Below are 21,461 nucleotides of genomic sequence, written 5' to 3'. Positions count from 1 at the left end.
AACCGTAGGTCTCTTCAGATCTACGGATTTTCCCCATGCCACGAAATTAGCATCATGCTAGCAAGTTAAACGAACACTGACATGATATATTAGTGATTAGCTATATTTTTTACTTTGCAACAGAACCTAAAAAGTTTACCTTCAAATTTGAAGGTAAACAAAGTAGGTAACAAATCATTAATAGATGATAATACAATAGATTATCTAAAAACAATTTTAAATAAAAAAACGACAAAAGAATCGACAAAATTTGATGAAAAATCGACAAACAAAACAGAATCATTAAATAACCAATATAGCAGTTATATCGATAAATACATAGAGCATTTAGAATCAGAAATTCGACAAAAGAATCGACAAATTGACGATTTAACAATTGCATTAAAACAAGAACAATCTTTGAATTTAAATAGCCAAAATATATTAAGTAATACCAAAAAAATAGAAACTGATAATATAGATTCAAAAGAAGATATCATTACTCCAAAAGCATCAAAAAAAAATGAACAAAAACAATCTATCTTTTCTAAACTATTCAAAAAAAAATAATGTATTCACGCCTAAAGGCGTGAATACATTATTTTCTCTAAAAAGAAATTATCACTTGTTAATTATAATATAGTTAATATTTAGCAAGTGAAGTGTGGTTTATCATATGCAAAAATCCCACTACTGTCCAAAGCAAAGTAGGGTTTTTATTTAATATACAAAATACAAAGCATTTCTATATTGACAAAGGATAAAAATCATACTAACTTATGAATATATGAGCATATATTCATAAGTTAGTATGATTTTCTTCGAGTAACAAAACATTAATTGAAATTTTATATTTTTTAACTCTATAGTTATAAAAACAAAAATTCAAATTATAGAAAATATTTTTCATCATTAAAAAGAGGAGGGATTAAATGGAAAACGATCACAATCATAATCATACACATGGCGCGAACAAAAAGACTTTATTAATTAGTTTTATTATTATTACAAGTTACATGATTGTAGAAGGGTTAGGTGGTTTCTTTACTAACAGTCTTGCGTTAATTTCAGATGCTGGTCATATGTTAAGTGATTCTATTTCTTTAGGTATTGCTTTAATTGCATTTACTTTAGGAGCGAAGCAAGCTAATACAAATAAAACTTTTGGCTACAAAAGGTTTGAAATACTAGCAGCTGTACTTAATGGTATTACTTTGATGTTAATAGCTATCTATATTTTTTATGAAGCTATTGAGAGATTTAAAAACCCCCCTGAGGTAGCTTCTACAGGCATGTTAATTATCGCCTTGGTAGGCTTGTTTATTAATATTATTGTGGCTTGGATAATGCTGCGCGGGAGCGATGTAGAAGAAAACTTAAATATGCGTGGAGCATATTTGCATGTAATAAGCGACATGCTTGGATCTATAGGTGCAGTTATAGCAGCCCTTCTCATTATATTTTTTAGATGGGGGTGGGCGGATCCTTTAGCAAGTGTGATTGTAGCAATTTTAGTACTACGTAGCGGCTTTTATGTAACAAAATCAAGTCTTCATGTATTAATGGAGGGAGCACCAAGCAATATAAATACAAAAGACATTATTAAAACTATTAAAAAATTCAAAGAAGTTAAAAATATTCATGACTTTCATGTTTGGTCAGTAACTAGCGGATTAAACGCGTTATCTTGTCATATTGTTGTAGAAGATACAATGACCATTACTGAAAATGAGTTTTTACTTAAACGTATAGAACATGAACTCAATCATCAAAATATTCAACATGTCACAATACAGACTGAAACTTCTAACAATAATCATAGTGAAAAATTGTTTTGTATCGTGAAAGAAGAAGACAGTCAACATCATCATTAAATAAACAGCCATTATTTTTTAATAATGGCTGTTTATTTAATTATTCCAATATATTTAATATATCTTTTTTGTTATTTTCAAATCCCACGTAATATTTAAACAACTTTTTTTTACCCCAAAAAATTTTTTTATAAAAAACAAATAAGGGAACAATTCGGTTGCCTGATATTTTTTTCATTTCTTCTTCTAAGTCCAAATTTTGACTTACATCTTTATGACTATAACTAATCTCTTGAGAGTTTAAATACCTTTTTGATTCTTGGCAATCAGAGCATGTAGGTCTTGTGTAAAGCTCAAGTTGTATATTTTTATCCAAATATATCTCTCCTAATATAAGTTTTAGCATACATTTTATACAAGTGTACCTCTTAAAACAAACTATAAATATTAATTTTTTATATGAAACTTTTGTATTGACTTATACCTACTAGGGGTATAATATAGATTCCAACAAGAGATACCCCGTTAGGGTATATGAGGAGGGGTGAAATTGAACACTACTACTGTTAAAAACAATGACGCATTGCTCAATAGACTCAAAAGATTAGAAGGACAAATGCGCGGTTTACAATCAATGATAGCAGAAGATAGATATTGTATAGATGTACTAGTACAAATAACAGCAATACAATCAGCCCTAAAACAAGTGGGTTTTATAGTAACTGAAGACCATATATCTAATTGTGTAAGTGAAGGTATTAAAAATGGCAACGGAGAAGAAAGTATCAAAGAATTGATGGTTGTATTAAAACAATTTTCAAAATAGGAGGAAAGAAATAATTGAGTGAAAATATTAAAAAAACCTCATTAGGTATCACAGGCATGACATGTGCAGCTTGCTCGAATAAAGTAGAAAAAAATCTAAATAAATTAGATGAAGTTAACGCTAATGTAAATCCTTCTACAGAGAAAGCTACAATTGAATATAACCCCAATGTTACATCATTAGAAGATATTGCAAATACAATTCAAAAAACAGGTTATGGAGTTTTAACCGAAAAAGTGGATCTCGATGTAATGGGAATGACGTGTGCAGCTTGTTCGAATAAAATCGAAAAAGTTTTAAATCGAATCTCAGGTGTAAATAAGGCTACAGTTAATTTAACCACAGAAAGTGCTACTGTAGAATACAACCCTGATATGACGTCTGTAGATGAATTTCAACAACGTATTAAAAACCTAGGGTATGAGGCACAACCTAAAAAAGAAGCATCAGAAAAAAGTTCCCAAAAAGAAAAACAATTAAAACGACAGTTAATTAAATTAGTTGTTTCAGCTGTTTTAGCAGCTCCATTGTTAATGACAATGTTCGTTCATTTATTTGGTATTCAAATACCACATATATTTATGAACCCGTGGTTCCAATTTGTATTAGCAACGCCTGTTCAATTTGTTATTGGTTGGCAATTTTATGTAGGCGCTTATAAAAACCTTCGTAATGGGTCAGCAAATATGGATGTTCTTGTCGCTTTAGGTACAAGCGCAGCCTTCTTTTATAGTATTTATGAATCGATTAAGTGGTTAATTAATACAAATTATGAGCCACACCTATATTTTGAAACAAGTGCTGTATTAATTACTTTAATTCTTTTCGGAAAGTATTTAGAAGCACGTGCTAAAACACAAACAACAAATGCGTTAAGTAAATTGTTGAATTTACAAGCTAAAGAAGCACGTATATTACGCAACGGTGAAGAGACTATGGTTCCTTTAAGTGAGGTAAAAGAAGGAGACTATTTAGTTATCAAACCAGGAGAAAAAATACCAGTAGATGGCAAAATAATTAAAGGTATGACTTCAATTGACGAGTCAATGTTGACAGGTGAATCTATTCCTGTTGAAAAAATGCAAAATGATAATGTTATAGGATCAACAATGAATAAAAATGGAGCAATTACTGTTGAAGCAACAAAAGTTGGTAAAGATACAGCTCTTGCCTCCATTGTTAAAGTTGTCGAAGAAGCGCAAGGTTCTAAAGCGCCAATACAAAGACTAGCAGATATTATTTCTGGATATTTTGTACCTATCGTTGTAGGTATCGCGATTTTCACATTTATTATATGGATTTCATTAGTTCAGCCGGGACAATTTGAACCAGCCTTAGTTGCTGCAATAGCAGTATTAGTTATCGCTTGTCCTTGTGCGTTAGGCTTAGCTACGCCTACTTCTATAATGGTGGGTACCGGAAAAGCTGCTGAAAATGGCATTCTATTTAAAGGTGGAGAACACATTGAAGGTACACACGCTATTAATACAGTTGTTTTAGATAAAACTGGCACTATAACAAATGGCACACCTGAAGTCACTGATTTTAGTGGAGATGATCAAACATTACAATTGTTAGCTAGTGCAGAAAAAGGTTCTGAACACCCACTAGCTGAAGCTATCGTAAGTTATGCTAAAGAAAAATCATTAGAATTTTTAGAAGTAGACCATTTTGAAGCTATACCAGGGCGCGGTATAAATGCAACAATTGATGGTAAAGAACTTTTTGTCGGAAATCGAAAACTAATGAGTGAAAAAGGAATCCAAACTAATGAAGCTGAAACAAATCTCGCTCAATTTGAAAAAGAAGGAAAAACTGCAATGCTTATAAGCGTAGATAACGAATTGAGAGGGGTTGTCGCTGTAGCTGATACAGTTAAAGATACTGCCCAACAAGCTATTCAAAAACTTCATGAATTAGGTATTGAAGTTGCTATGTTAACTGGTGATAACAAACGTACCGCACAAGCAATAGCAAAACAAGTTGGTATAGACACGATTATTGCAGAGGTTTTACCAGAAGAAAAAGCTTCTAAAGTAGCAGAAATTCAATCTGAAGGTAAAAAAGTAGCTATGGTTGGAGATGGTGTCAATGATGCTCCAGCACTAGTTAAAGCAGATATTGGTATTGCCATTGGTACAGGTACAGAAGTTGCAATCGAAGCTGCTGATATAACTATTTTAGGAGGAGACCTTTTATTAATTCCAAAAGCAATAAAAGCAAGTAAATCTACAATTCGTAATATTCGCCAAAATCTATTTTGGGCGTTTGGTTACAATGTTGCAGGTATCCCTATAGCAGCAATTGGTCTGCTAGCACCTTGGGTTGCGGGAGCAGCAATGGCTTTAAGTTCTGTAAGTGTTGTCACAAACGCTTTACGTCTAAAACGTATGAAATTATAAGAATCTTATATTTCTTGAAAGGAGGTGACAACATTGACTAACGAAGTTATTAATGTAGAAGGTATGAGCTGTGACCATTGCAAGCATTCAATTGAAAAAGCATTAAATGGATTAGATGGTGTAACATCTTCAGAAGTAAGCTTGGCGAATGGGAATGTGGAAGTTGAATTTGATGAAAATCAAGTAGCTTTCAACGACTTTAAAGAAGCTATTGAAGATCAAGGTTACGATGTAATTAAATAATTTAAATAGTTGGGCATATCGTTTAATGATATGCCCTTATTAAAAATTAAGGAGGATAAAAATATGAATCATAATCATGAATATCATTCAAACAAACCCGAAATTAAAGCAAATGTTGTATATAGAGATGGTAATATAGAAATTACGTTAGAAGATGAATTTAATAATGCCCCATTATTAGATACTATGCATGAAAAAGAAATGCATTTCGTTTTAGTATCTAATGACATGGAGAAATATTACCACCTACACCCTCAAAAAAAGCATGAAGGTTTATTTATAATTAACCAACAATTAGAGCCAGGAACTTACCAGGCTTTTGTTGATGTTACACCAAAAAACCATGTGTATTCCGTTCATCCTATTGAACTGCAAATTGGAGATAAAATAACCTCTACAACATCTTTAAATTCTGATAAAAATTGGGTAAAAGTTAACAAAGGAGTTCATGTAACTTTAAATTCTATAAGTGCTAAAGAAGATGAACATGTCCCTTTAACTTTCAATACAGAATTAACTCCCCAACCTTATTTAGGAGCTTTAGGACATGTGATTATATTTGATGAGCAATTAACTGATTATATTCATGTTCACCCAGAATCACCTGATTCTACAACCTTTTATGCTCATTTTCCTAAAAAAGGGATGTATAAAATTTGGGCAGAATTTAAATTTAATGATGAAGTGCATAGATTTACTTATAATATTAAAGTTGCATAAATCTATTAGCAAAAGCTTAAAAATCAGTAAATTGTAAAGAGTTATTTAGATAATACAAAACGCTTTATAAAAAATCGAAAATTTAAGATAGAAAGTTGATGAAGAAAGTATCAAAAAATTGTAGTGGTTGTTTATATTGCAACATTCACTGAATTTTTATAGTTAATAACCTATTATTTAAGGAGTAATTTATTGATTAAGTTTGAATATTTTGAGGAGAAAGATTTTGATTTATTAATAAACTGGATAAACTCTCCTGAACTTTTAGTCAAATGGGCAGGTACAGATTTTAATTATCCCCTAGATGAAGAACAATTAAAGGAATATATTAAAGACACAAATAAAGAAAATTCTAGTAAAATAATTTATAAAGTTATCATTGAAGAAAATAATTCAAAAAAAATTATAGGTCATATTGCTTTAAATAATATAGATTTTAAAAATTGTTCCGCCACGTTAAGTAAAGTTTTAGTAGGTGATCCGCAAATGCGTGGCCAAGGATTAGGCCCTAAAATAATAAAGAAATTATTGAAAAAGGCTTTTGAAGATTTGGGACTACACAGAATTGAATTAGGTGTTTTTGCCTTTAATAAATCAGCTATTAAAAGTTACAAAAAGATTGGATTTATAAAAGAAGGAGAAAAAAGAGACTTTAGAAAATTAAATGGAGAATATTATAATTTATGGCAAATGAGTATGTTAGAAAGCGAATGGTCTTGAATAATTTTAAACAAAAATAGTCCTCTTATTTTAATAAGAGGACTATTTTTGTTTATTTAGAGCGTACTGTAAATTAGCATATATTTAATATATAAGATTTCCTTCACCAAGATAAATTTCTTTATATAAATACGCTTAAATTCACTATTAGCGAATTTAATTTGCTAATAAAATTTCTTTGTGTTATATTATATTCAAGAACTTTTAATGGTAATCCCCTATACATTGGAGCAACTTGCTCGAGGAATGAACTTAACTATTCATTCTACCTTTTAAGGCGCTGCACGATGATTGCGTAGTCCGAGAAGACCTCGGCGCTACAAGCGCCTCGTGTTCTTCGGAGGGGACCTCCGAACACGAAATTTATCGGGAAGGCTGAACTTTTTTTGTACCGTTTCTTCTGAGGGGTGTCTATATATTTATATAATCCAATAGACACAGAAGGAGTAGAAAACTATGAAAAATTATAAAAGTTCTTCAAAAAAAGTAAAACTAACTAAGAATAGTAGCACATGGAAATTTCAGTTTTACAAAGAATTACTGGATATTGTCCATTTATCTATCAAGCTACTTAATTCTGTTACTGAACTATTTAAGTAATGTGTTAGTTCCTTCCTGATTCTTTTTTAATAAAGAGGTGAATTATTATGAAAATAGGAGAAGTTTTAAAAAAATTAAGACTACTATACTCCGTTTCAGCAAAAGATTTAGCTCATGACATTGGTATATCTCCTAGCTATCTTTCTGAAATAGAAAACAGTAAAAAGACTCCTTCTTTAGAATTATTAAATAAATATTCTCAAGTATTTGAAATAAAAGTTTCTACTATTATGTTAATGGCTGAAGACTATAGTGAAAACAGACGAAAAAGTAAACCTGAGATGTTTATACAAAAAAGATTAATAAAAATTTTGAATAAACACACTGATGAATTGGAGGAAAAATGATTTGAAGCAATTAAAAACATATCCAATCCATCAGTGTGCTTTTTATAAATGTAAATCAAAGAAAAAGTTAGCTAGATTACTTAAAACTGATTTAAATAATCTAAATAGACTTTCAAAGTCTATTGAACAAGAATACTATACATTCAATAACAAAAGACAAATTACAGCTCCTAAAAAAGAGTTGAAAGTTATACAAAAAAGAGTACTCAATTTACTCAATAAAATTGAAAAGCCTGATTGGGTCATATCATCTACCAAAGAAAAATCATATTTAGATAATGCTCATTATCACATTGGAGCTCAATATGTTTGTACAACAGATATTCGTAGTTTCTATAATAATTGCTCTCGTGATAGGGTGTATCAATTTTTTGCAAAAAAACTGTTAACTTCACCAGACGTTGCAAAATTATTGTCTGATATAACTACTTTAAATTATATACCTACTGGTTCTCCAAGTAGCCAAATTCTTGCTTATTTTGCATATGAAGAAATGTTTATTAATATGTTTAATGTTAGTCAAGAGTTCAATTGTAAAATGACTTTATATGTAGATGATTTAACTTTTTCCAAAGGGAATTCTTTTAATTATCAAAAATTAATTAATTATATCGACATAGAAGCTCGAAAATTCGATCATTCTTTAAAGTATAAAAAAACAAATTATAAGTCAGTTAAAAAAGGTGCAAAAATCACAGGAGTTATATTAAAGAATCATGAGTTAAAAATCCCAAATAATTTAAGAATGAGTATTTTAAAAGATTTTGAAGATATAAAAAATAACCAGGAACGAAAACATCAAGTAATATCATTAAAAGGAAAGATTAATGCTGCTAGGTTAATCGAACCAAACCATTTTAATGGTACTAATTCATATGTAAAAAAACTTTAAATTAGTTTTTTGCATTCCTCTATTAACCAGTGTTATAATGTGATTAACAAGAATTCTAGCGTGAATACACCAATCCCCTCACTATTGCAGTAGTGAGGGGATTTTTTTAGGTGTGGCTATAGTCGCCTATTTATCGTTGCGATTACGTAGCCAATGCGTAAATAACGCAACAATACAACCACTGATGACTGTGGTCGTGATGTGAACAAGAATTTCTAGCATGAATAACACCTCCTCTCTGCGTCTAAGTTTGACGCCTGAGAGATAGGCGACTCTATTATTATATCATCTGTGAATATACAAGCATATCTACTTCCGATAAGTTGAATTATGTGAAAGTAACCCTAAAATGATTAAAGCAAAACTAATTACATTTGACAATTATTTGTATTCATTTAATATGGTGTTCAATAATCTTATAATTTAATGGAAGAGTGGATTCTTTAAGTTTTGGACTTAAAGAAAATCAAGCCTGATCCAGGCGTGATTTTAGTATTTATAGAAAATGACCGTATACCGTTTTTGTATCGTAGTTATCTTTACGGAACTTATTGATTCTTTTAATTTCTTTATTTATTGCATTCTTTATCTCTTTGATATAGAATATTTTAATTTTACTTATCAAAATATCATCTAACAAGTAATTTCCATTTTTATCTTCTTTATATTCGCCATTTGAATCTTTAACAATATATCTATCTATAATATTTGTTAAACTGTATAAAGAAACTTTATCAAATTCCTTTATCATATATTTAGCATTTGTGAATGAATTTTTCAGCATAATAAACGAATAATTTTCTTTGTTATACTTAATTCGAACTTTAATGGATAATATAAAATCGAAAGTTTTAATATCTTTTTTATGATGATTTTTAAATTGTCCAATGATAGCAATTTTTTTCTTAAATTTTTCCAATTCTTGTATGGAAGTAATAATTTGTTTTCTCTGCCCACGCAAATTTATTAATAAATCATAACATTCTCCTAGATATTTTAATTGTTCAAACTCATTAAATATCTTATTACTTAAATTATTTAATTTTTTTTCATCATCCATTTTATCATTAATATAATCTCTGAAAACACCATCTTTTCCAAATCTGATCATATTTTTAGCACTATCAAATTGATTTGGGTGTTTTTTTAAACTATTCTCAATATTTATTTTGATTTTCTCATTTGTTTCATCGAGTGATTCATAGTAAGTAGTGATATGTTTTACTATTTCATTAACTAATAGTTCTTTAAATTCTTTTTTGCTAGGGTCCGAGCCGAAATTAATCTGATTTCCTTTAATATGTGTTTCTACTTTTACTAAACTTGGGTCAAAAGTCATAATTAATGCTCCTTTCATTTCGATAATACCTTTTAAATACTTCTAGTTTTACTCTGAAATCTTTTTTCTAAAGTAAATTTTCAATTAAATTATCCCTAAAATCTTAATTAATGAACCCATATACAATATAGATATTAATGTCCTTATTGTAGTAATTATGATAAAAATAGGTGCTATTGGGTTAATATCTTGATCGATTACCAAGTAAAATATAATTAAATTACTGCTAAATATTATTCCTGAAACATATTGAATGGTTGAACAATAGAAATGAACTTTTACTTTTTAGGTTTCTTTAATTGAGGTGATTTCTTATTTATTTGTTCATAATTTACGATTCCTATACTATTCTTAAATTCACTTTCAATATGGAATAGTTCGTAACTGTTAATTATTTTTCGTTTTTCAGTATAAATATTACATGATTTTTAACTTTGCAACAGAACCGAATAAACTTTGTATCATTTCAACGGCCTACTATCTTCTCATTTGGTTATTTCTATCTTGTTTCTTCTTCTTTTTCTTATGATTAATATTGTTTTGTTTTTCAGTTTCATTCGTATAATACATAAGGAAGTCACTGGCATTTATAGTTGGTAAATTAATATGATTAGATTGTTCATATTCATGTTCAAGATGATTGTCATTATTATTTCTATCCACCTGATTAATATGTTTTTCGATAACTTTTTCTTGATCGATGTTATTATATTTCTCAAGTTTAATGAGTAATTGAACTTTCTCATTAGGTGTTTGGTCTTTGACTTTTTCAAAGTTTCTATCGCCTATATCTATTCTTAAATCATTATCAATGTGTTCTTTATAACTTTCAATTTCTTTCTCTTTTTCTCTAATGAATTGCAACTCAACGTTATATTCAAAGCTATCTTTTTCTAAATTTTTAAGATGTCTTTGACTAAAGAAAACATCTTTACTCGCTTTTTTATAAGTATCTTCTAGTAATACATTAGTAGGAATATTATTATTTTGTTTGAATAGGTATTGAACATGAGTGGCTTTTATAATATTACCTTTTTGTGCCTCATCAACAATAAATGCTTTTTCATCATAGTTAAAATGATGATGAGATTTAGGGTACATTTGCTGAACAATTATGTTATTTTTCTCACTTTCAGTAAGATAAACGTCTTTAGCTGATTGATAAATCTCTTTACGTTTTTCTTCTCTACTTTCTAACTTATTCTTCTCATTGAGTAACGCTTTATAGTTAGTTTCAACAGTATTAACAAACTCTTGTTGACTATATCCTTTACTTTCAATTTCTTTTCTAAACTGATAATTTTCATCATAATTTTTAGCATAGAATTTCAATTGACGTCTCTTAATTTCATTTTTAAGTAAGTCATTTTGAATTTTACGACCAAAGGTAGACGTACTGTCAAACGTATTTTTAATTGTTTCTTTCGCCTCTGAATAGCCAACATCACGTTGATATCTATCAAATAAAATAGAATAACTTTGTTCATTTTTACTTACTTGTTCGTTAGCATTTTGAATAAATAATCTAATTTCATTTTGTGCTTGTTCTTTCTCTTTATCACTAAATAATTGTGATATTTCGCCACAATTATATCGTCTAATCTGTTCATTTTTCTGTCCGTAATAAGTAACGGGGTGGTACTCAATACCCTCTTTTTCACAGCGTCTTTTTTCGTTTTTTTCTAGTCTATATTCTTCTCTTGTCAGTGGAATTTCCGCAATTTTTTCTAAACCTTGATCTTCAAAAGAACGACTATCATATCGTCTTAAACTTTGTTCGCGTTCTGAATATTGGTTTAATTTTAATTCCCAATGCTTACGAACTTCTTTGAAATCAAAGTCGGCAAAACGTTCTTGTTTTCTAATTTTATTACCATTTTTATTTAAAATTGCATGACCGTTTTCATCATATCGTGTTCTTGTTTTTGTTTTTTTCCCCCAAGTACCGTCTGAATTGAAAGGTCTTTGAGTCAGTAAAACATGAGCGTGTGGATTGTTCATGTCATCTCTATGAATTGAAATATCAGCAACCATTCCCTTGTCTACAAACTCACTTTTTATAAAATCTTTTGTTAATTCTGTTTGTACTTTTCTATCAAAATCATTAGGCAAACTTAACAAGACTTCTTTTGCTAATCTAGGGTTTTTCGTTTTCGCATTATTCTTTTCGACTTTATCGACTTCATTCCATAAACGCTGTCTATCTTTAGTCCATTCAGGTGCATTTTGAGGAGTTAAAATCATGGTTTCAGGCTTAACAGTATGATTTCGAAACTTAATTTTTTCATCTGTACGTTCACTATATAATGCTTCATCAGAACGATAAGATGCTGACGCAACGATATTTTTAGTTGCTCGATTAATGTTAGTCACTCTCAACATAAAGTAACCTTTATCCATGATTTTACCTCCTCTCTTTTTTGAATTTAAACCCTTGTGGGAACTATAATGATCAACCAGTATGGTTGCCCATTTTTATGCCAATTTTCAATTTGCATGTAAATGGGCAGTGTCTTAAGAACTGGTTATATTATACCATGAATGAGCGACTTACCCAATGAATTATGGTATGCTTTATATAGATAAACTAAGGGAGTTTTTTAATGTCTAAAATCAAACAAACAGATATTACGAAATTAAGTCAATTAGAACAACAAATTGAACAACTGAAAGAGCAAAAGAAAAAACAAGAAGAACAACTATCTAATAAAATTGGTCGTTATTTTTTAAACGGACTTGATTTAAATATAATCAATTCTAGTGATGAATTGTATAAAATTATGGATAAAGTCATTGAAGAATTTAATAAAGATATCGAACAAAATAGCAGCGACAGGAACAACAAAAATTTAACAGAAGACAAAATTAACCAGAATAGTAAGTGATACGATGAATGATTTTAAAAATTTCAAAAAAATAAATGCTGAAATTGAAAAAGCAGAATTAAGAAAACACAGATTAAAAAATTTAGATAGAAAAGAAAGAGCACATAGATTGATTCGAAAAGGCGCAATGCTTGAAAAGTATTTTGAATGTGAGCATTTAAGTCCTGATGAAACAGAAGAATTGTTAAAGATTTATGCCAACTACATTAATACGAATAAGCCAAATAAATTTAAAAAGAAGTAATTTATCTTGCTTACAAATACCTGGGTTCCACTAAAAAGAAAAAATTGCTGATAGTAGTAACAATGAATAAAAATTGTTTATAAAAATGGGACTAAAACTTTTCGTTTTTAGTCCCACTTAATTCATTAATTACATTTCATTGAAAATAAAGCTTGTCTGCAGTTGAGAGAACATCTAATTAAAGATATTCTCTAATTGAATCATTGTTGGTCTATTAAATTGTATTATTGATTAAATAAAGAAGTGATTGGTAAATTATCACGTCGTTTATTAAGCGTATGTACTTCTGCAAATTCAGATTTAAGAGATTTCATTAAGTACCCTTGCATTGCTTCAACAGTTTCGTTTTTTTGAATCAATGTAGCTTTAAAACGCTTAAGAACATTAACAATTTCAAATTCCATATCTTCTAATAAATAATATTCATTAATAGAATTGTTGAAAGATGTTTTGGCTTTTAATAATACAGTTTTGATAATTTTAATTTCAGCTACTTCAAAGTTACTTAGATAGTTTTGAATACTTTGCGGTAGTTCTTCGAGTAGTTGAAATTTTAAAGCCTCATTATTAAAGTTTGAAATGTCGTGATTTGAATGATTTGTATGATTATTAGAAAAAGTTAGTTTATTATCATTCAAATCATTCGTATCATTATTCTCAGTCTTAATATAATCAGTATCATTATTCTCAGTATCATTAGGGTCTAAAATTTGGGATTCTGGAGTCCCAAATTTTGAGATTCTGGAGTCCCAAAATTCGGGATTCTGGAGTCCCAAAATTTGGGACTCCTTGTCATTATAGGTTATAGATGAGGATTGAATACTTTTTTCTACACTAATATTAGTTTCTATATCATGCAAATATAATTTATTAGGTTTATTAAATCCTGTGCGTATTTGTTCAAGTAACCCTACTGCTTGAAGTTCTTTTTTTATTTTAGTAATTGTATTCTTGCTTTTATCTAATATATTCTGGAGACTTTCATTTGTAAAAATGAAATATATATCCCCATTATCATCGACCCAATTATTTTTAATCGACAAGCTAACTCTATCGTTGAGAATTGCATAAGTAACTTTGGCACTATCACTTAATTTTTTATATTTTTCATTAACAAATAATGCTTTATGTAGCATATAAAAGTTTTGATTTGCTTGATTTTTAATATTTTTACGAGACATAATAAAAAACCTCTTTCCAATTAAATTTGAATAGAGGTAATAAAACATTACAAATCCACATAACTTTTTGACTTGCAAACTGTAGATATTGTTGTATATAATACATATATCAAATTAAATAGCTAACGTATTGTAACGTTTTATTACCCAGTCCCAACTATTACCAGTAGTTGGGACTAAAACGTATTATGGACATTATATCATTAAAAAAGAACATATAAAAGATATTATAATCCCACTAAAAACCTTTTATGAACACTTGACGATAATCTTGTCAAGTGTTCATAAAAGGTTTTTTAGATTGCTTAAGATCCCTTTATAAAAGTATTTATGATAAAATTTATTTATAAAGGGTTGATAAAGTATTTATAAAGGGTTGAAGATATGAAGAGCGTTAAAGAAATAAGTGAAGAATTGGAAGTTAGTAAACAGACTGTATTTAATAATATAAAAAGATTGAATATAGAAACAGTAAAACAGGATAATACTTCATTCATTAAAAATGATGTTGATGTAGAAAAAATCATTCAAAGAGTAATCAGAAATAAAAAGAAATATGGCTTTGAAAGTACTAATATAAGTTCAGAGAAAGTTAAAACAGATAATAAAAAAAGCGAATCTAAATATGATGTTCAAATAATTGAACTACTCGAAAAGCAAATAGATACTTTAAATAAACAACTTGAAAAACAAGAAAAACGTCATGAAACGACAATAGAATTTTATAGAAAAGAATTACAAGAAAGGTCGAAATTACTTGAAAACCAACAAGTATTAGCATTAGAAAGTAACAAAAAAATACAAAGGTTGGAGTCTGAGTTAGAAGAAGAAAGGCAACTCAATTATTCTTCTAATAAGAGGCAGGACATTGAAATTCAAGAAACAATGGAAAATATGGATTCCATAAACAGTGACTCAGATAGTCAAAAAGAAAAAATGGTTTCCCATTTTAGGGATGAAAGTAAAGATAAACATGAGGATAATCAACAAGATAGTGAACCGCAACAAGGTAATAAAATAGATGGTGAGCAGAAAGAGGATATCAGAAACGAAAATCATTCTAAAAAAAGTTTTTGGAGTAAACTGTTTGGTAATTAAAAATGAATATAAAAGGTGTATCAAGAGTTTATAAACCTTTGATACACCTTTTATAATGATGGAACTTCTGATAATCATCAGTTATGTTAAACTCTAACAAAAACTAAATTATCAGAAGAATTATCTAGGGTATTAAACATAGGTAAATCAATTTTCTATCGCCAATAGTATAAACATCATCCATATTAATCTGAAGATAGCTACATAATTCTTTAACAGCATAGCCTTTATTTGTATAAGGCGCCATAAACTCTATTAAATATGGTTTGTTTTGAGGTTTCTATGTTTAATCATTTAATTTTTCATTATATAAATCGAATAATTATAAAAAGTCATCATACTTTTAATTTTTTAAAAATATTTGAAAATTTAATAGTAATCCAATTATAAGATCAAATATCATTATCATTATAATCAAGGCAACTATAATCACTGTGACACTCGTTACATAACAAGCTAGTAATCTCCAGATAAAATTGACATTTTCACCAATTCCATAACTTAACATATTACAAAGTAGTAAAAGAATAATAATACCTATACTGTAAATTAAAATTGTCAGTGTATATTTTTTAATAACTCTATTAGGAAACAATAGTTCATCTATTAGGTTCTTTTTCACCAGTATCTCTCGTTCAATTCTATCTTTGTCACAGATTTTGATTTTACTATTTTTTATTTTTTCCTCTAATAAAATAACCTCGAACGATCTGCTAATTTTTAATAAATATGCAGGAAAAGCTAATGTTAAGCATAATGTAATTAATTCATTTACATTGTTCATGTAACTTATAAAATAGATGAAAGTTGCTACTAGTGCTCCTAAAAATATAGTTATATTAAGTTCTACATCAAATATTTTAAAAATATCTGCTCTATTCATCAGTTAATCATCCTTTCAAGGTTTATTAATACTAATAAATTATTAGATATAGGTATATCATATTATTAATTTAAGAAATTGTCTTTTATAATTTTACTTAATAATAAAAAAGTAGAACCATTTAAAATTAATGGTTCTACTTTTTAACTATTACTAATTTTAAAAATAAACTAATCTACAATATCTAAAAATATATGTTTAGTACTATTTTTGTTTAGTTATATCAAGTGATTTGGGAATTAACAAATAGACAACTATTGAAATGATAATCATGATAATCCCACCTACTAAAGCAGTTGCTACAAAAGCATCATTAAATGATGTTACAGCCTCGTTTGCAAGCTGTTTTATCCCCGTAGCTTTAGCTACTTCGACAGCGCCCACTACAGATTCTTCAGCTACATGAGCTAAATCTCCAACTATACCTTTTGATGAAAAAGATGAAATATCTAAAAATACACGATAAAGCATAGAAGATAGGCTACCAAGTACTGCTACACCAAAAACATTTCCAAGGTCATACATAGACTCTTCAACAGCAGCTGCATTACCTGCTTTTGATGTAGGTGTTTCTAACATTATTAGAGCAGATGCAACTGCTAGTGAAGCCATACCAGCTCCAACTAAAATTAATGCTAAAGCCATTGTAGAATATGATAATGGATGACCAAAGAAATACATAATAAACATGCCAATGGCTGCAATTCCAATTCCGGAAGGTAACACTATTTTCGGTCCAAATCGCGCCGCTAATCCGGGTGCAATTGGTGCAAACACCATATCTCCTATTGCCATAGGTAATAGGTATAAGCCAGCTTTAAAAGGAGAAAGTTCTTCCACAACCTGTAACCATTGTGAAGCTAATAACAAAACAGATGCCATTGCAAACATTGTCATAAATGCAGCAATTGTACCAGCTGAAAATGATCTCTTTTTAAAAAGTCTTACGTCTAACATTGGATCAGAACTTGATAAATTACGTTTAACAAATATCACTATCATGGTAATTGCTAATACTATTACAACCCATGGAATAATATCTGCTAGTCCTTCTTTTGAAAATTCTTTGATACTCCATACCAGTCCAATCATGCCTGCAATTGATAAAATTGTAGAAGGAATATCCCACGAGTGAGACTTTTCTTTTGATAACTTAGACTCTGGTAATAAAAATAAACCTGCTACAACTGCTATTATCGCAAACGGTACATTAATTAAAAATGCCGAGTGCCATGAAAATTGCTCAAGTAAAGCTCCTCCGATAATTGGTCCAAAAACAGCACCTATCGATGAAGCGATTGACCATACAGCTAATGCAGTGGCCCTTTCTTTAGGGTTTTCAAAAATTACTCTTATCATTGAAAGAGTAGTTGGCATTATTAAAGCACCTGCAATACCAAGTAAAAATCGAATAGCTATTACGAACTCTGCACTTTCTGCGAAAAATATAGCTAATGAAACGAGGCCAAATAAAGCAAATCCAGTTAATAATGCTTTTTTTCTTCCCCATTTATCAGCAAAGGCACTCAATGGAATTATAAAGCCAGCTAAAACAAGAGAGTATATATCAACTATCCATAACTGTTGGGTACCAGAAGGCTCTAACTCTCTTACTAATTCCGGTAAAGCCATAATTAATATTGTCATATCCATTGTAACAACAAACAAACTAACAGCTAATACTACTAGTGCAGTCCATCTTTTTTTTGATGTCATCATATCAGTAGTTTTTGTAAAAAATGAAATCATTTAAGTTCCCTCCAATCCTTATAGACCGTGCGATCGGTCTATAAGGATTGTAATCTATTTTTTTACATATTACAACAAAAAATCTTGCGAAATTTAAATGGCTGTATTGTGTTATACAATTATTCTTTGAATTTTTTGTGCTATCATTGATAGTACTTAATACTCATTAAAGGCGTGATGAACTTGAAAGATAAAATACTAGGTGTCGCAAAGGAATTATTTATAAAAAATGGATATAATGCCACTACTACTGGAGAAATTGTTAAATTATCAGAAAGTAGTAAAGGGAATCTTTATTATCACTTTAAAACAAAAGAAAATCTATTTTTAGAAATTTTAAATATAGAAGAATCTAAATGGCAAGAACAGTGGAAAAAGGAACAAATCAAATGTAAAACTAATAGAGAAAAATTTTATTTATATAATGAACTATCTTTAACAACCGAATACTATTATCCACTTCAAAACGCAATAATTGAATTTTGCACTGAATATTATAAAACTAATAGCATTAATGAAAAAATGAATAAATTAGAAAACAAATATATAGATGCTTATCATGTAATTTTTAAGGAGGGTAATTTAAATGGCGAATGGTGTATTAATGATGTTAATGCTGTTAGTAAAATAGCAGCAAACGCTGTTAATGGAATTGTTACCTTTACACATGAACAAAATATTAATGAAAGAATTAAACTTATGAACAAGTTCTCTCAAATTTTTTTAAATGGACTTAGTAAATAATTATATATATATTCTTGAAATACCAATAAATATTATTTCTAAATTACGTTCGTTTTTAAGACAAAATTTCAATAGTACTACACAAAAGGAGAGTGCGAATTCGCACTCTCTTTTCTTGTCTTATTATTAGAATCTCATAATAGATGAATAACATATAATTTAGGACGCTGTGAGAAGATCTCATTTGCATTAACAATCCATTTATCAAGATAATCCCTTACCATTTTTAATTCTATAAACTGTCTGTCTTGTGATATTAACCTCTTTCGCAATCTTACTAATTGCTTTGCCTTCTTCTAACATTTCAACAACACGATGGTAGATAATACGTTTTTGAGGATCTTTAGCATTAGGTGAATATAGTAAAGGGCGTCCTTTATACACACCTTTTTCTTTCGCAACTTGAATACCTTGTGCTTGTCTACGTTTACTTTCATTTCGTTCTTGTTCTGAAACCATTGCTAAGATTTGAACGATTAAATCTTTCATAAATTTATCTAATAGTGGATTACCAATCACTTCATTCATCATAGGTAAACTAGTAATCATCAATTGAACTTCTTTATCCTTTAAATAATTAACTGTGTTAATCACTTCATCATAATTACGACCTAAGCGATCAATCGATTCTACTACAAATCTATCGCCCATTCTCACAAAGTTAAGTGCTTCTTGAAATACGGGTCTATTTTCTACTGACTTTCCCGATTGTTTCTCTGTAAATATTTTCTCTACGCCAAATGTTTTCAAATTATCTAGCTGTCTCTCTAAATTCTGATCTACCGAAGATACTCTTGCATAACCTATAATCATTCATTTTCACTCCACAATTAATATACACCCTAATCATACGTTTAAGTTATTATAAATTCAATAACTCTCTTTGTATGATTAGGGTGTACTCAAAAATGACATTTTGTATATAAAATTTATTTTGATTCATAAGTAATTCAGCTAATGACTTCTATTTTATTAATTTTAGCTATATATTAATATAGAAATAATAGTAAACATCTAATTAACTAAGATAGACAATTACAAAGACTTTACACTAAAATTCTTCTGAGTATGTTGAGGGGAATTATTGACAGAATTATCTTTTTTACTGTTTTAAATCTTTCACATATCTTTCCAATGCTAAATAATCTACACACATTGATTCAAAAAATGAAACTTTTTTTATCACAGCATTTTTATATACTTTTTGGGCTTTATTTACGATTCTTTGATTTTCTTGCCTAATAAAAATTAATTGGTTAGTTAATAAGTTATAATATTCTAAATCTTGCTCCTTTATGTATTGCATATCTATTTTAGAAAGATATTTATCAGGAACAGGTATCATATTTAAAAATAATAGATATCCTAATCTATTTTGAATATTATTAACCTCAAACAATTTTATTGATAGTTGATTATTTAGTTTTTTATTTTCTTTAGGGGAACTTAAGGGGACAAAATAATTAAGATCATTAATAGATAATACAACTCCTAAATAAGGACGAGTGGATTTATTTAATAATACTCTCTCATCTACATTTCTTAATTCATTAATATAATCTTCATCAACATAGTATAATTTCATAATTTCTCCTACAGTATAAAAATAAAGCGACCAAATATTTGGTCGCTTTTCAATGTCTACTTGTGGCAAGACCTCTCCATTTTTTCAATTCCAACTTTTAGCATGGACTCTCTATTTTTTCAATGTCTACTTGTGGCAAGACCTCTCCTATATACATTTTAAATTTTAGCACTGTATAAATCATATGTCAATTTTTTATCTTTATATTATATTTCTCAGAACCGTTCAAATTGGTTTTCTAAGAGAAAAATGATTAAAGATTTACTAACTGATTTTTCATTAGAAATAAAGCAGGTAGACGCTTGGTACAAAATACTTTCTACACCGATACAAATCCACAATTGATTGGAAAGAGTAAAATCCTTTGACAAGCTAATTACCGTATTGTTGATAGTATAAGAAAAGACTTATTAACCAAAAAAATCCTACAAAATCAATAATAATAGTCTTTTACATTTCTCCACCAACCAATGTTATAGTCCAATTAACGAAAATGATTAGCAAAGTAATGATCCCTCTCTGCGACTAGATTGATTCTTGATAGATAGGCGAACTATATATATCATGTTCTAATATACGACCTTTGATAAGTTATTTTCTCTTAATCTAAATTTGTTATCATTTTTTCTTTTTAAATAAATTTTTGGTAATAATAAATGCAACTACATATAACTCAACTGTTACCATTAATGGTAACGTGAAAAGACCCATATACATAAATATATCATTTGCGTGCATTATTCTATCCCAATCATCAACGACACTGATGAAGTTCCACACAAAATACCCTGTAGGGACCCCAAATATTATTAAACCTATAATCATTTTTAACAGTAATTGTTTATCTCTTAGACTCATCGTAGCTATTTTAATGTCTTCTAACGTTAACCAAGATTTTTTTTGAGATGTACTAATTTTTAAATCCTTTATTCCTGTTATATCTTTTTCTGTCTGATATCCTAAGGCATCTTTTAGAATTAATTTATCTCTACCATTAATACTCACTCTATCTATAATTTCGGTTCTGTTGCAAAGTTGAATTTATAATATAATTTTAACAAAAAGGAGTCTTCTGTATGAACTATTTCAGATATAAACAATTTAACAAGGATGTTATCACTGTAGCCGTTGGCTACTATCTAAGATATGCATTGAGCTATCGTGATATATCTGAAATATTAAGAGAACGTGGTGTAAACGTTCATCATTC

At 28.9% G+C, this 21,461-nt stretch carries 23 protein-coding genes and 3 pseudogenes; 15 read left to right on the top strand and 11 right to left on the bottom strand.

The genetic code is table 11. From position 1 onward, the window contains the following. The 3 genes and pseudogenes from BB045_RS11900 to BB045_RS01945 form a co-directional block, all read left to right on the top strand. A pseudogene (locus BB045_RS11900) lies at positions 1-69 on the top strand (IS6 family transposase); the annotation flags it as partial. 33 nt (positions 70-102) lie between these two features. Further along, the gene (locus tag BB045_RS01950) at positions 103-549 is read left to right on the top strand and encodes a hypothetical protein (protein ID WP_075140438.1); all 447 of its coding nucleotides are present in this window, start codon (positions 103-105) and stop codon (positions 547-549) included. A gap of 362 nt (positions 550-911) precedes the next feature. Then, positions 912-1,853, top strand: a complete 942-nt coding sequence (locus BB045_RS01945; RefSeq protein ID WP_001831389.1) for a cation diffusion facilitator family transporter — start codon at positions 912-914, stop codon at positions 1,851-1,853. Between the two features lie 40 nt (positions 1,854-1,893). On the opposite strand, the gene BB045_RS01940 is transcribed toward BB045_RS01945, so the two are convergent. Beyond that, positions 1,894-2,169, bottom strand: coding sequence for a glutaredoxin family protein (locus BB045_RS01940; RefSeq protein WP_001831374.1), 276 nt, complete (start codon positions 2,167-2,169; stop codon positions 1,894-1,896). A 174-nt stretch (positions 2,170-2,343) separates the two neighbouring features. Between BB045_RS01940 and BB045_RS01935 the strand changes: the two genes are divergently transcribed. The 7 genes from BB045_RS01935 to BB045_RS01905 all read left to right on the top strand — a co-directional run bounded on the left by BB045_RS01935 (position 2,344) and on the right by BB045_RS01905 (position 8,543). Next, complete coding sequence (locus BB045_RS01935) at positions 2,344-2,619, top strand: metal-sensing transcriptional repressor (RefSeq protein ID WP_001831396.1); 276 nt, start codon at positions 2,344-2,346, stop codon at positions 2,617-2,619. A gap of 14 nt (positions 2,620-2,633) precedes the next feature. Beyond that, positions 2,634-5,021 carry a heavy metal translocating P-type ATPase gene (locus tag BB045_RS01930; protein ID WP_001832797.1) on the top strand — a complete coding sequence of 796 codons (2,388 nt, stop codon included), beginning with the start codon at positions 2,634-2,636 and terminating at the stop codon, positions 5,019-5,021. A 33-nt stretch (positions 5,022-5,054) separates the two neighbouring features. Beyond that, complete coding sequence (copZ, locus tag BB045_RS01925) at positions 5,055-5,264, top strand: copper chaperone CopZ (protein WP_001831373.1); 210 nt, start codon at positions 5,055-5,057, stop codon at positions 5,262-5,264. Between the two features lie 63 nt (positions 5,265-5,327). Beyond that, positions 5,328-5,984 (top strand): hypothetical protein, encoded by a 657-nt coding sequence (locus BB045_RS01920; RefSeq protein WP_001831384.1) that lies wholly within the window; start codon positions 5,328-5,330, stop codon positions 5,982-5,984. 192 nt (positions 5,985-6,176) lie between these two features. Then, the gene (locus BB045_RS01915) at positions 6,177-6,704 is read left to right on the top strand and encodes a GNAT family N-acetyltransferase (protein ID WP_001831394.1); all 528 of its coding nucleotides are present in this window, start codon (positions 6,177-6,179) and stop codon (positions 6,702-6,704) included. Between the two features lie 647 nt (positions 6,705-7,351). After that, positions 7,352-7,651 (top strand): helix-turn-helix domain-containing protein, encoded by a 300-nt coding sequence (locus BB045_RS01910; protein WP_046309805.1) that lies wholly within the window; start codon positions 7,352-7,354, stop codon positions 7,649-7,651. A 1-nt stretch (position 7,652) separates the two neighbouring features. Further along, positions 7,653-8,543 carry a reverse transcriptase family protein gene (locus tag BB045_RS01905; protein ID WP_157768297.1) on the top strand — a complete coding sequence of 297 codons (891 nt, stop codon included), beginning with the start codon at positions 7,653-7,655 and terminating at the stop codon, positions 8,541-8,543. A gap of 126 nt (positions 8,544-8,669) precedes the next feature. On the opposite strand, the gene BB045_RS11895 is transcribed toward BB045_RS01905, so the two are convergent. The 3 genes from BB045_RS11895 to BB045_RS01895 all read right to left on the bottom strand — a co-directional run bounded on the left by BB045_RS11895 (position 8,670) and on the right by BB045_RS01895 (position 12,282). Then, a complete protein-coding gene (locus tag BB045_RS11895; RefSeq protein WP_000889979.1) occupies positions 8,670-8,765 on the bottom strand; it encodes a type I toxin-antitoxin system Fst family toxin in 96 nt (31 codons plus the stop codon). Between the two features lie 274 nt (positions 8,766-9,039). Beyond that, positions 9,040-9,882 carry a hypothetical protein gene (locus BB045_RS01900; protein ID WP_075140437.1) on the bottom strand — a complete coding sequence of 281 codons (843 nt, stop codon included), beginning with the start codon at positions 9,880-9,882 and terminating at the stop codon, positions 9,040-9,042. Between the two features lie 477 nt (positions 9,883-10,359). Continuing rightward, a complete protein-coding gene (locus tag BB045_RS01895) occupies positions 10,360-12,282 on the bottom strand; it encodes a MobA/MobL family protein (protein WP_046309800.1) in 1,923 nt (640 codons plus the stop codon). A 203-nt stretch (positions 12,283-12,485) separates the two neighbouring features. Here BB045_RS01895 and BB045_RS01890 point away from each other — a divergent pair, with 203 nt between their 5' ends. Together BB045_RS01890 and BB045_RS01885 are read left to right on the top strand one after the other, a co-directional pair. Next, positions 12,486-12,767, top strand: a complete 282-nt coding sequence (locus BB045_RS01890) for a hypothetical protein (protein WP_075140436.1) — start codon at positions 12,486-12,488, stop codon at positions 12,765-12,767. Positions 12,768-12,771: 4 nt separating this feature from the next. Further along, positions 12,772-13,011: a DUF3847 domain-containing protein gene (locus BB045_RS01885; RefSeq protein ID WP_046309966.1), complete on the top strand. Its 240-nt coding sequence runs from the start codon at positions 12,772-12,774 to the stop codon at positions 13,009-13,011. 224 nt (positions 13,012-13,235) lie between these two features. Here BB045_RS01885 and BB045_RS01880 read toward each other — a convergent pair whose 3' ends face one another. Continuing rightward, positions 13,236-14,192 (bottom strand): replication initiator protein A, encoded by a 957-nt coding sequence (locus BB045_RS01880; RefSeq protein ID WP_046309798.1) that lies wholly within the window; start codon positions 14,190-14,192, stop codon positions 13,236-13,238. A 384-nt stretch (positions 14,193-14,576) separates the two neighbouring features. Here BB045_RS01880 and BB045_RS01875 point away from each other — a divergent pair, with 384 nt between their 5' ends. Next, positions 14,577-15,290 carry a DUF536 domain-containing protein gene (locus BB045_RS01875; protein ID WP_046309796.1) on the top strand — a complete coding sequence of 238 codons (714 nt, stop codon included), beginning with the start codon at positions 14,577-14,579 and terminating at the stop codon, positions 15,288-15,290. A 124-nt stretch (positions 15,291-15,414) separates the two neighbouring features. Here BB045_RS01875 and BB045_RS12515 read toward each other — a convergent pair. The 3 genes and pseudogenes from BB045_RS12515 to BB045_RS01860 form a co-directional block, all read right to left on the bottom strand. After that, positions 15,415-15,549 (bottom strand): annotated as a pseudogene (locus BB045_RS12515) (HAD hydrolase family protein); the annotation flags it as partial. 84 nt (positions 15,550-15,633) lie between these two features. Continuing rightward, positions 15,634-16,173, bottom strand: coding sequence for a hypothetical protein (locus BB045_RS01865; RefSeq protein WP_016931272.1), 540 nt, complete (start codon positions 16,171-16,173; stop codon positions 15,634-15,636). A gap of 204 nt (positions 16,174-16,377) precedes the next feature. Then, positions 16,378-17,922, bottom strand: a complete 1,545-nt coding sequence (locus BB045_RS01860; RefSeq protein WP_000622776.1) for a quaternary ammonium compound efflux MFS transporter QacA — start codon at positions 17,920-17,922, stop codon at positions 16,378-16,380. A 177-nt stretch (positions 17,923-18,099) separates the two neighbouring features. Between BB045_RS01860 and qacR the strand changes: the two genes are divergently transcribed. Then, on the top strand, positions 18,100-18,666 hold the full coding sequence (gene qacR / locus BB045_RS01855; protein ID WP_001832666.1) for a multidrug-binding transcriptional regulator QacR: 567 nt from the start codon (positions 18,100-18,102) through the stop codon (positions 18,664-18,666). Positions 18,667-18,870: 204 nt separating this feature from the next. On the opposite strand, the gene BB045_RS01850 is transcribed toward qacR, so the two are convergent. From BB045_RS01850 to BB045_RS01840, 3 genes are all read right to left on the bottom strand, one after another. Then, positions 18,871-19,479, bottom strand: a complete 609-nt coding sequence (locus BB045_RS01850) for a recombinase family protein (RefSeq protein ID WP_000583537.1) — start codon at positions 19,477-19,479, stop codon at positions 18,871-18,873. A gap of 289 nt (positions 19,480-19,768) precedes the next feature. After that, entirely contained in the window at positions 19,769-20,320 is a 552-nt protein-coding gene (locus BB045_RS01845; protein ID WP_002488419.1) for a type III toxin-antitoxin system ToxN/AbiQ family toxin, read from the bottom strand. 549 nt (positions 20,321-20,869) lie between these two features. Then, positions 20,870-21,256 (bottom strand): hypothetical protein, encoded by a 387-nt coding sequence (locus BB045_RS01840; RefSeq protein WP_002499211.1) that lies wholly within the window; start codon positions 21,254-21,256, stop codon positions 20,870-20,872. A 71-nt stretch (positions 21,257-21,327) separates the two neighbouring features. Here BB045_RS01840 and BB045_RS01835 point away from each other — a divergent pair. After that, positions 21,328-21,461 (top strand): annotated as a pseudogene (locus BB045_RS01835) (IS6 family transposase); the annotation flags it as partial.

Origin of the sequence: Staphylococcus sp. MB377 (assembly GCF_001922505.1) — a bacterium.
GTDB lineage: Bacteria > Bacillota > Bacilli > Staphylococcales > Staphylococcaceae > Staphylococcus > Staphylococcus haemolyticus.
This window is presented reverse-complemented; position numbering and strand designations above follow the sequence as displayed.

Excerpts from the sequence above, each read along its gene's own strand:
- BB045_RS01850 (WP_000583537.1), bottom strand. The coding sequence starts at position 19,479 with ATGATTATAGGTTATGCAAGAGTATCTTCGGTAGATCAGAATTTAGAG.
- BB045_RS01860 (WP_000622776.1), bottom strand. The coding sequence starts at position 17,922 with ATGATTTCATTTTTTACAAAAACTACTGATATGATGACATCAAAAAAA.
- BB045_RS01900 (WP_075140437.1), bottom strand. The coding sequence starts at position 9,882 with ATGACTTTTGACCCAAGTTTAGTAAAAGTAGAAACACATATTAAAGGA.
- BB045_RS11895 (WP_000889979.1), bottom strand. The coding sequence starts at position 8,765 with ATGCTAGAAATTCTTGTTCACATCACGACCACAGTCATCAGTGGTTGT.
- BB045_RS01910 (WP_046309805.1), top strand. The coding sequence starts at position 7,352 with ATGAAAATAGGAGAAGTTTTAAAAAAATTAAGACTACTATACTCCGTT.
- qacR (WP_001832666.1), top strand. The coding sequence starts at position 18,100 with ATGAACTTGAAAGATAAAATACTAGGTGTCGCAAAGGAATTATTTATA.
- BB045_RS01920 (WP_001831384.1), top strand. The coding sequence starts at position 5,328 with ATGAATCATAATCATGAATATCATTCAAACAAACCCGAAATTAAAGCA.
- BB045_RS01885 (WP_046309966.1), top strand. The coding sequence starts at position 12,772 with ATGAATGATTTTAAAAATTTCAAAAAAATAAATGCTGAAATTGAAAAA.
- BB045_RS01875 (WP_046309796.1), top strand. The coding sequence starts at position 14,577 with ATGAAGAGCGTTAAAGAAATAAGTGAAGAATTGGAAGTTAGTAAACAG.
- BB045_RS01865 (WP_016931272.1), bottom strand. The coding sequence starts at position 16,173 with ATGAATAGAGCAGATATTTTTAAAATATTTGATGTAGAACTTAATATA.
- BB045_RS01895 (WP_046309800.1), bottom strand. The coding sequence starts at position 12,282 with ATGGATAAAGGTTACTTTATGTTGAGAGTGACTAACATTAATCGAGCA.
- BB045_RS01890 (WP_075140436.1), top strand. The coding sequence starts at position 12,486 with ATGTCTAAAATCAAACAAACAGATATTACGAAATTAAGTCAATTAGAA.
- BB045_RS01880 (WP_046309798.1), bottom strand. The coding sequence starts at position 14,192 with ATGTCTCGTAAAAATATTAAAAATCAAGCAAATCAAAACTTTTATATG.
- BB045_RS01945 (WP_001831389.1), top strand. The coding sequence starts at position 912 with ATGGAAAACGATCACAATCATAATCATACACATGGCGCGAACAAAAAG.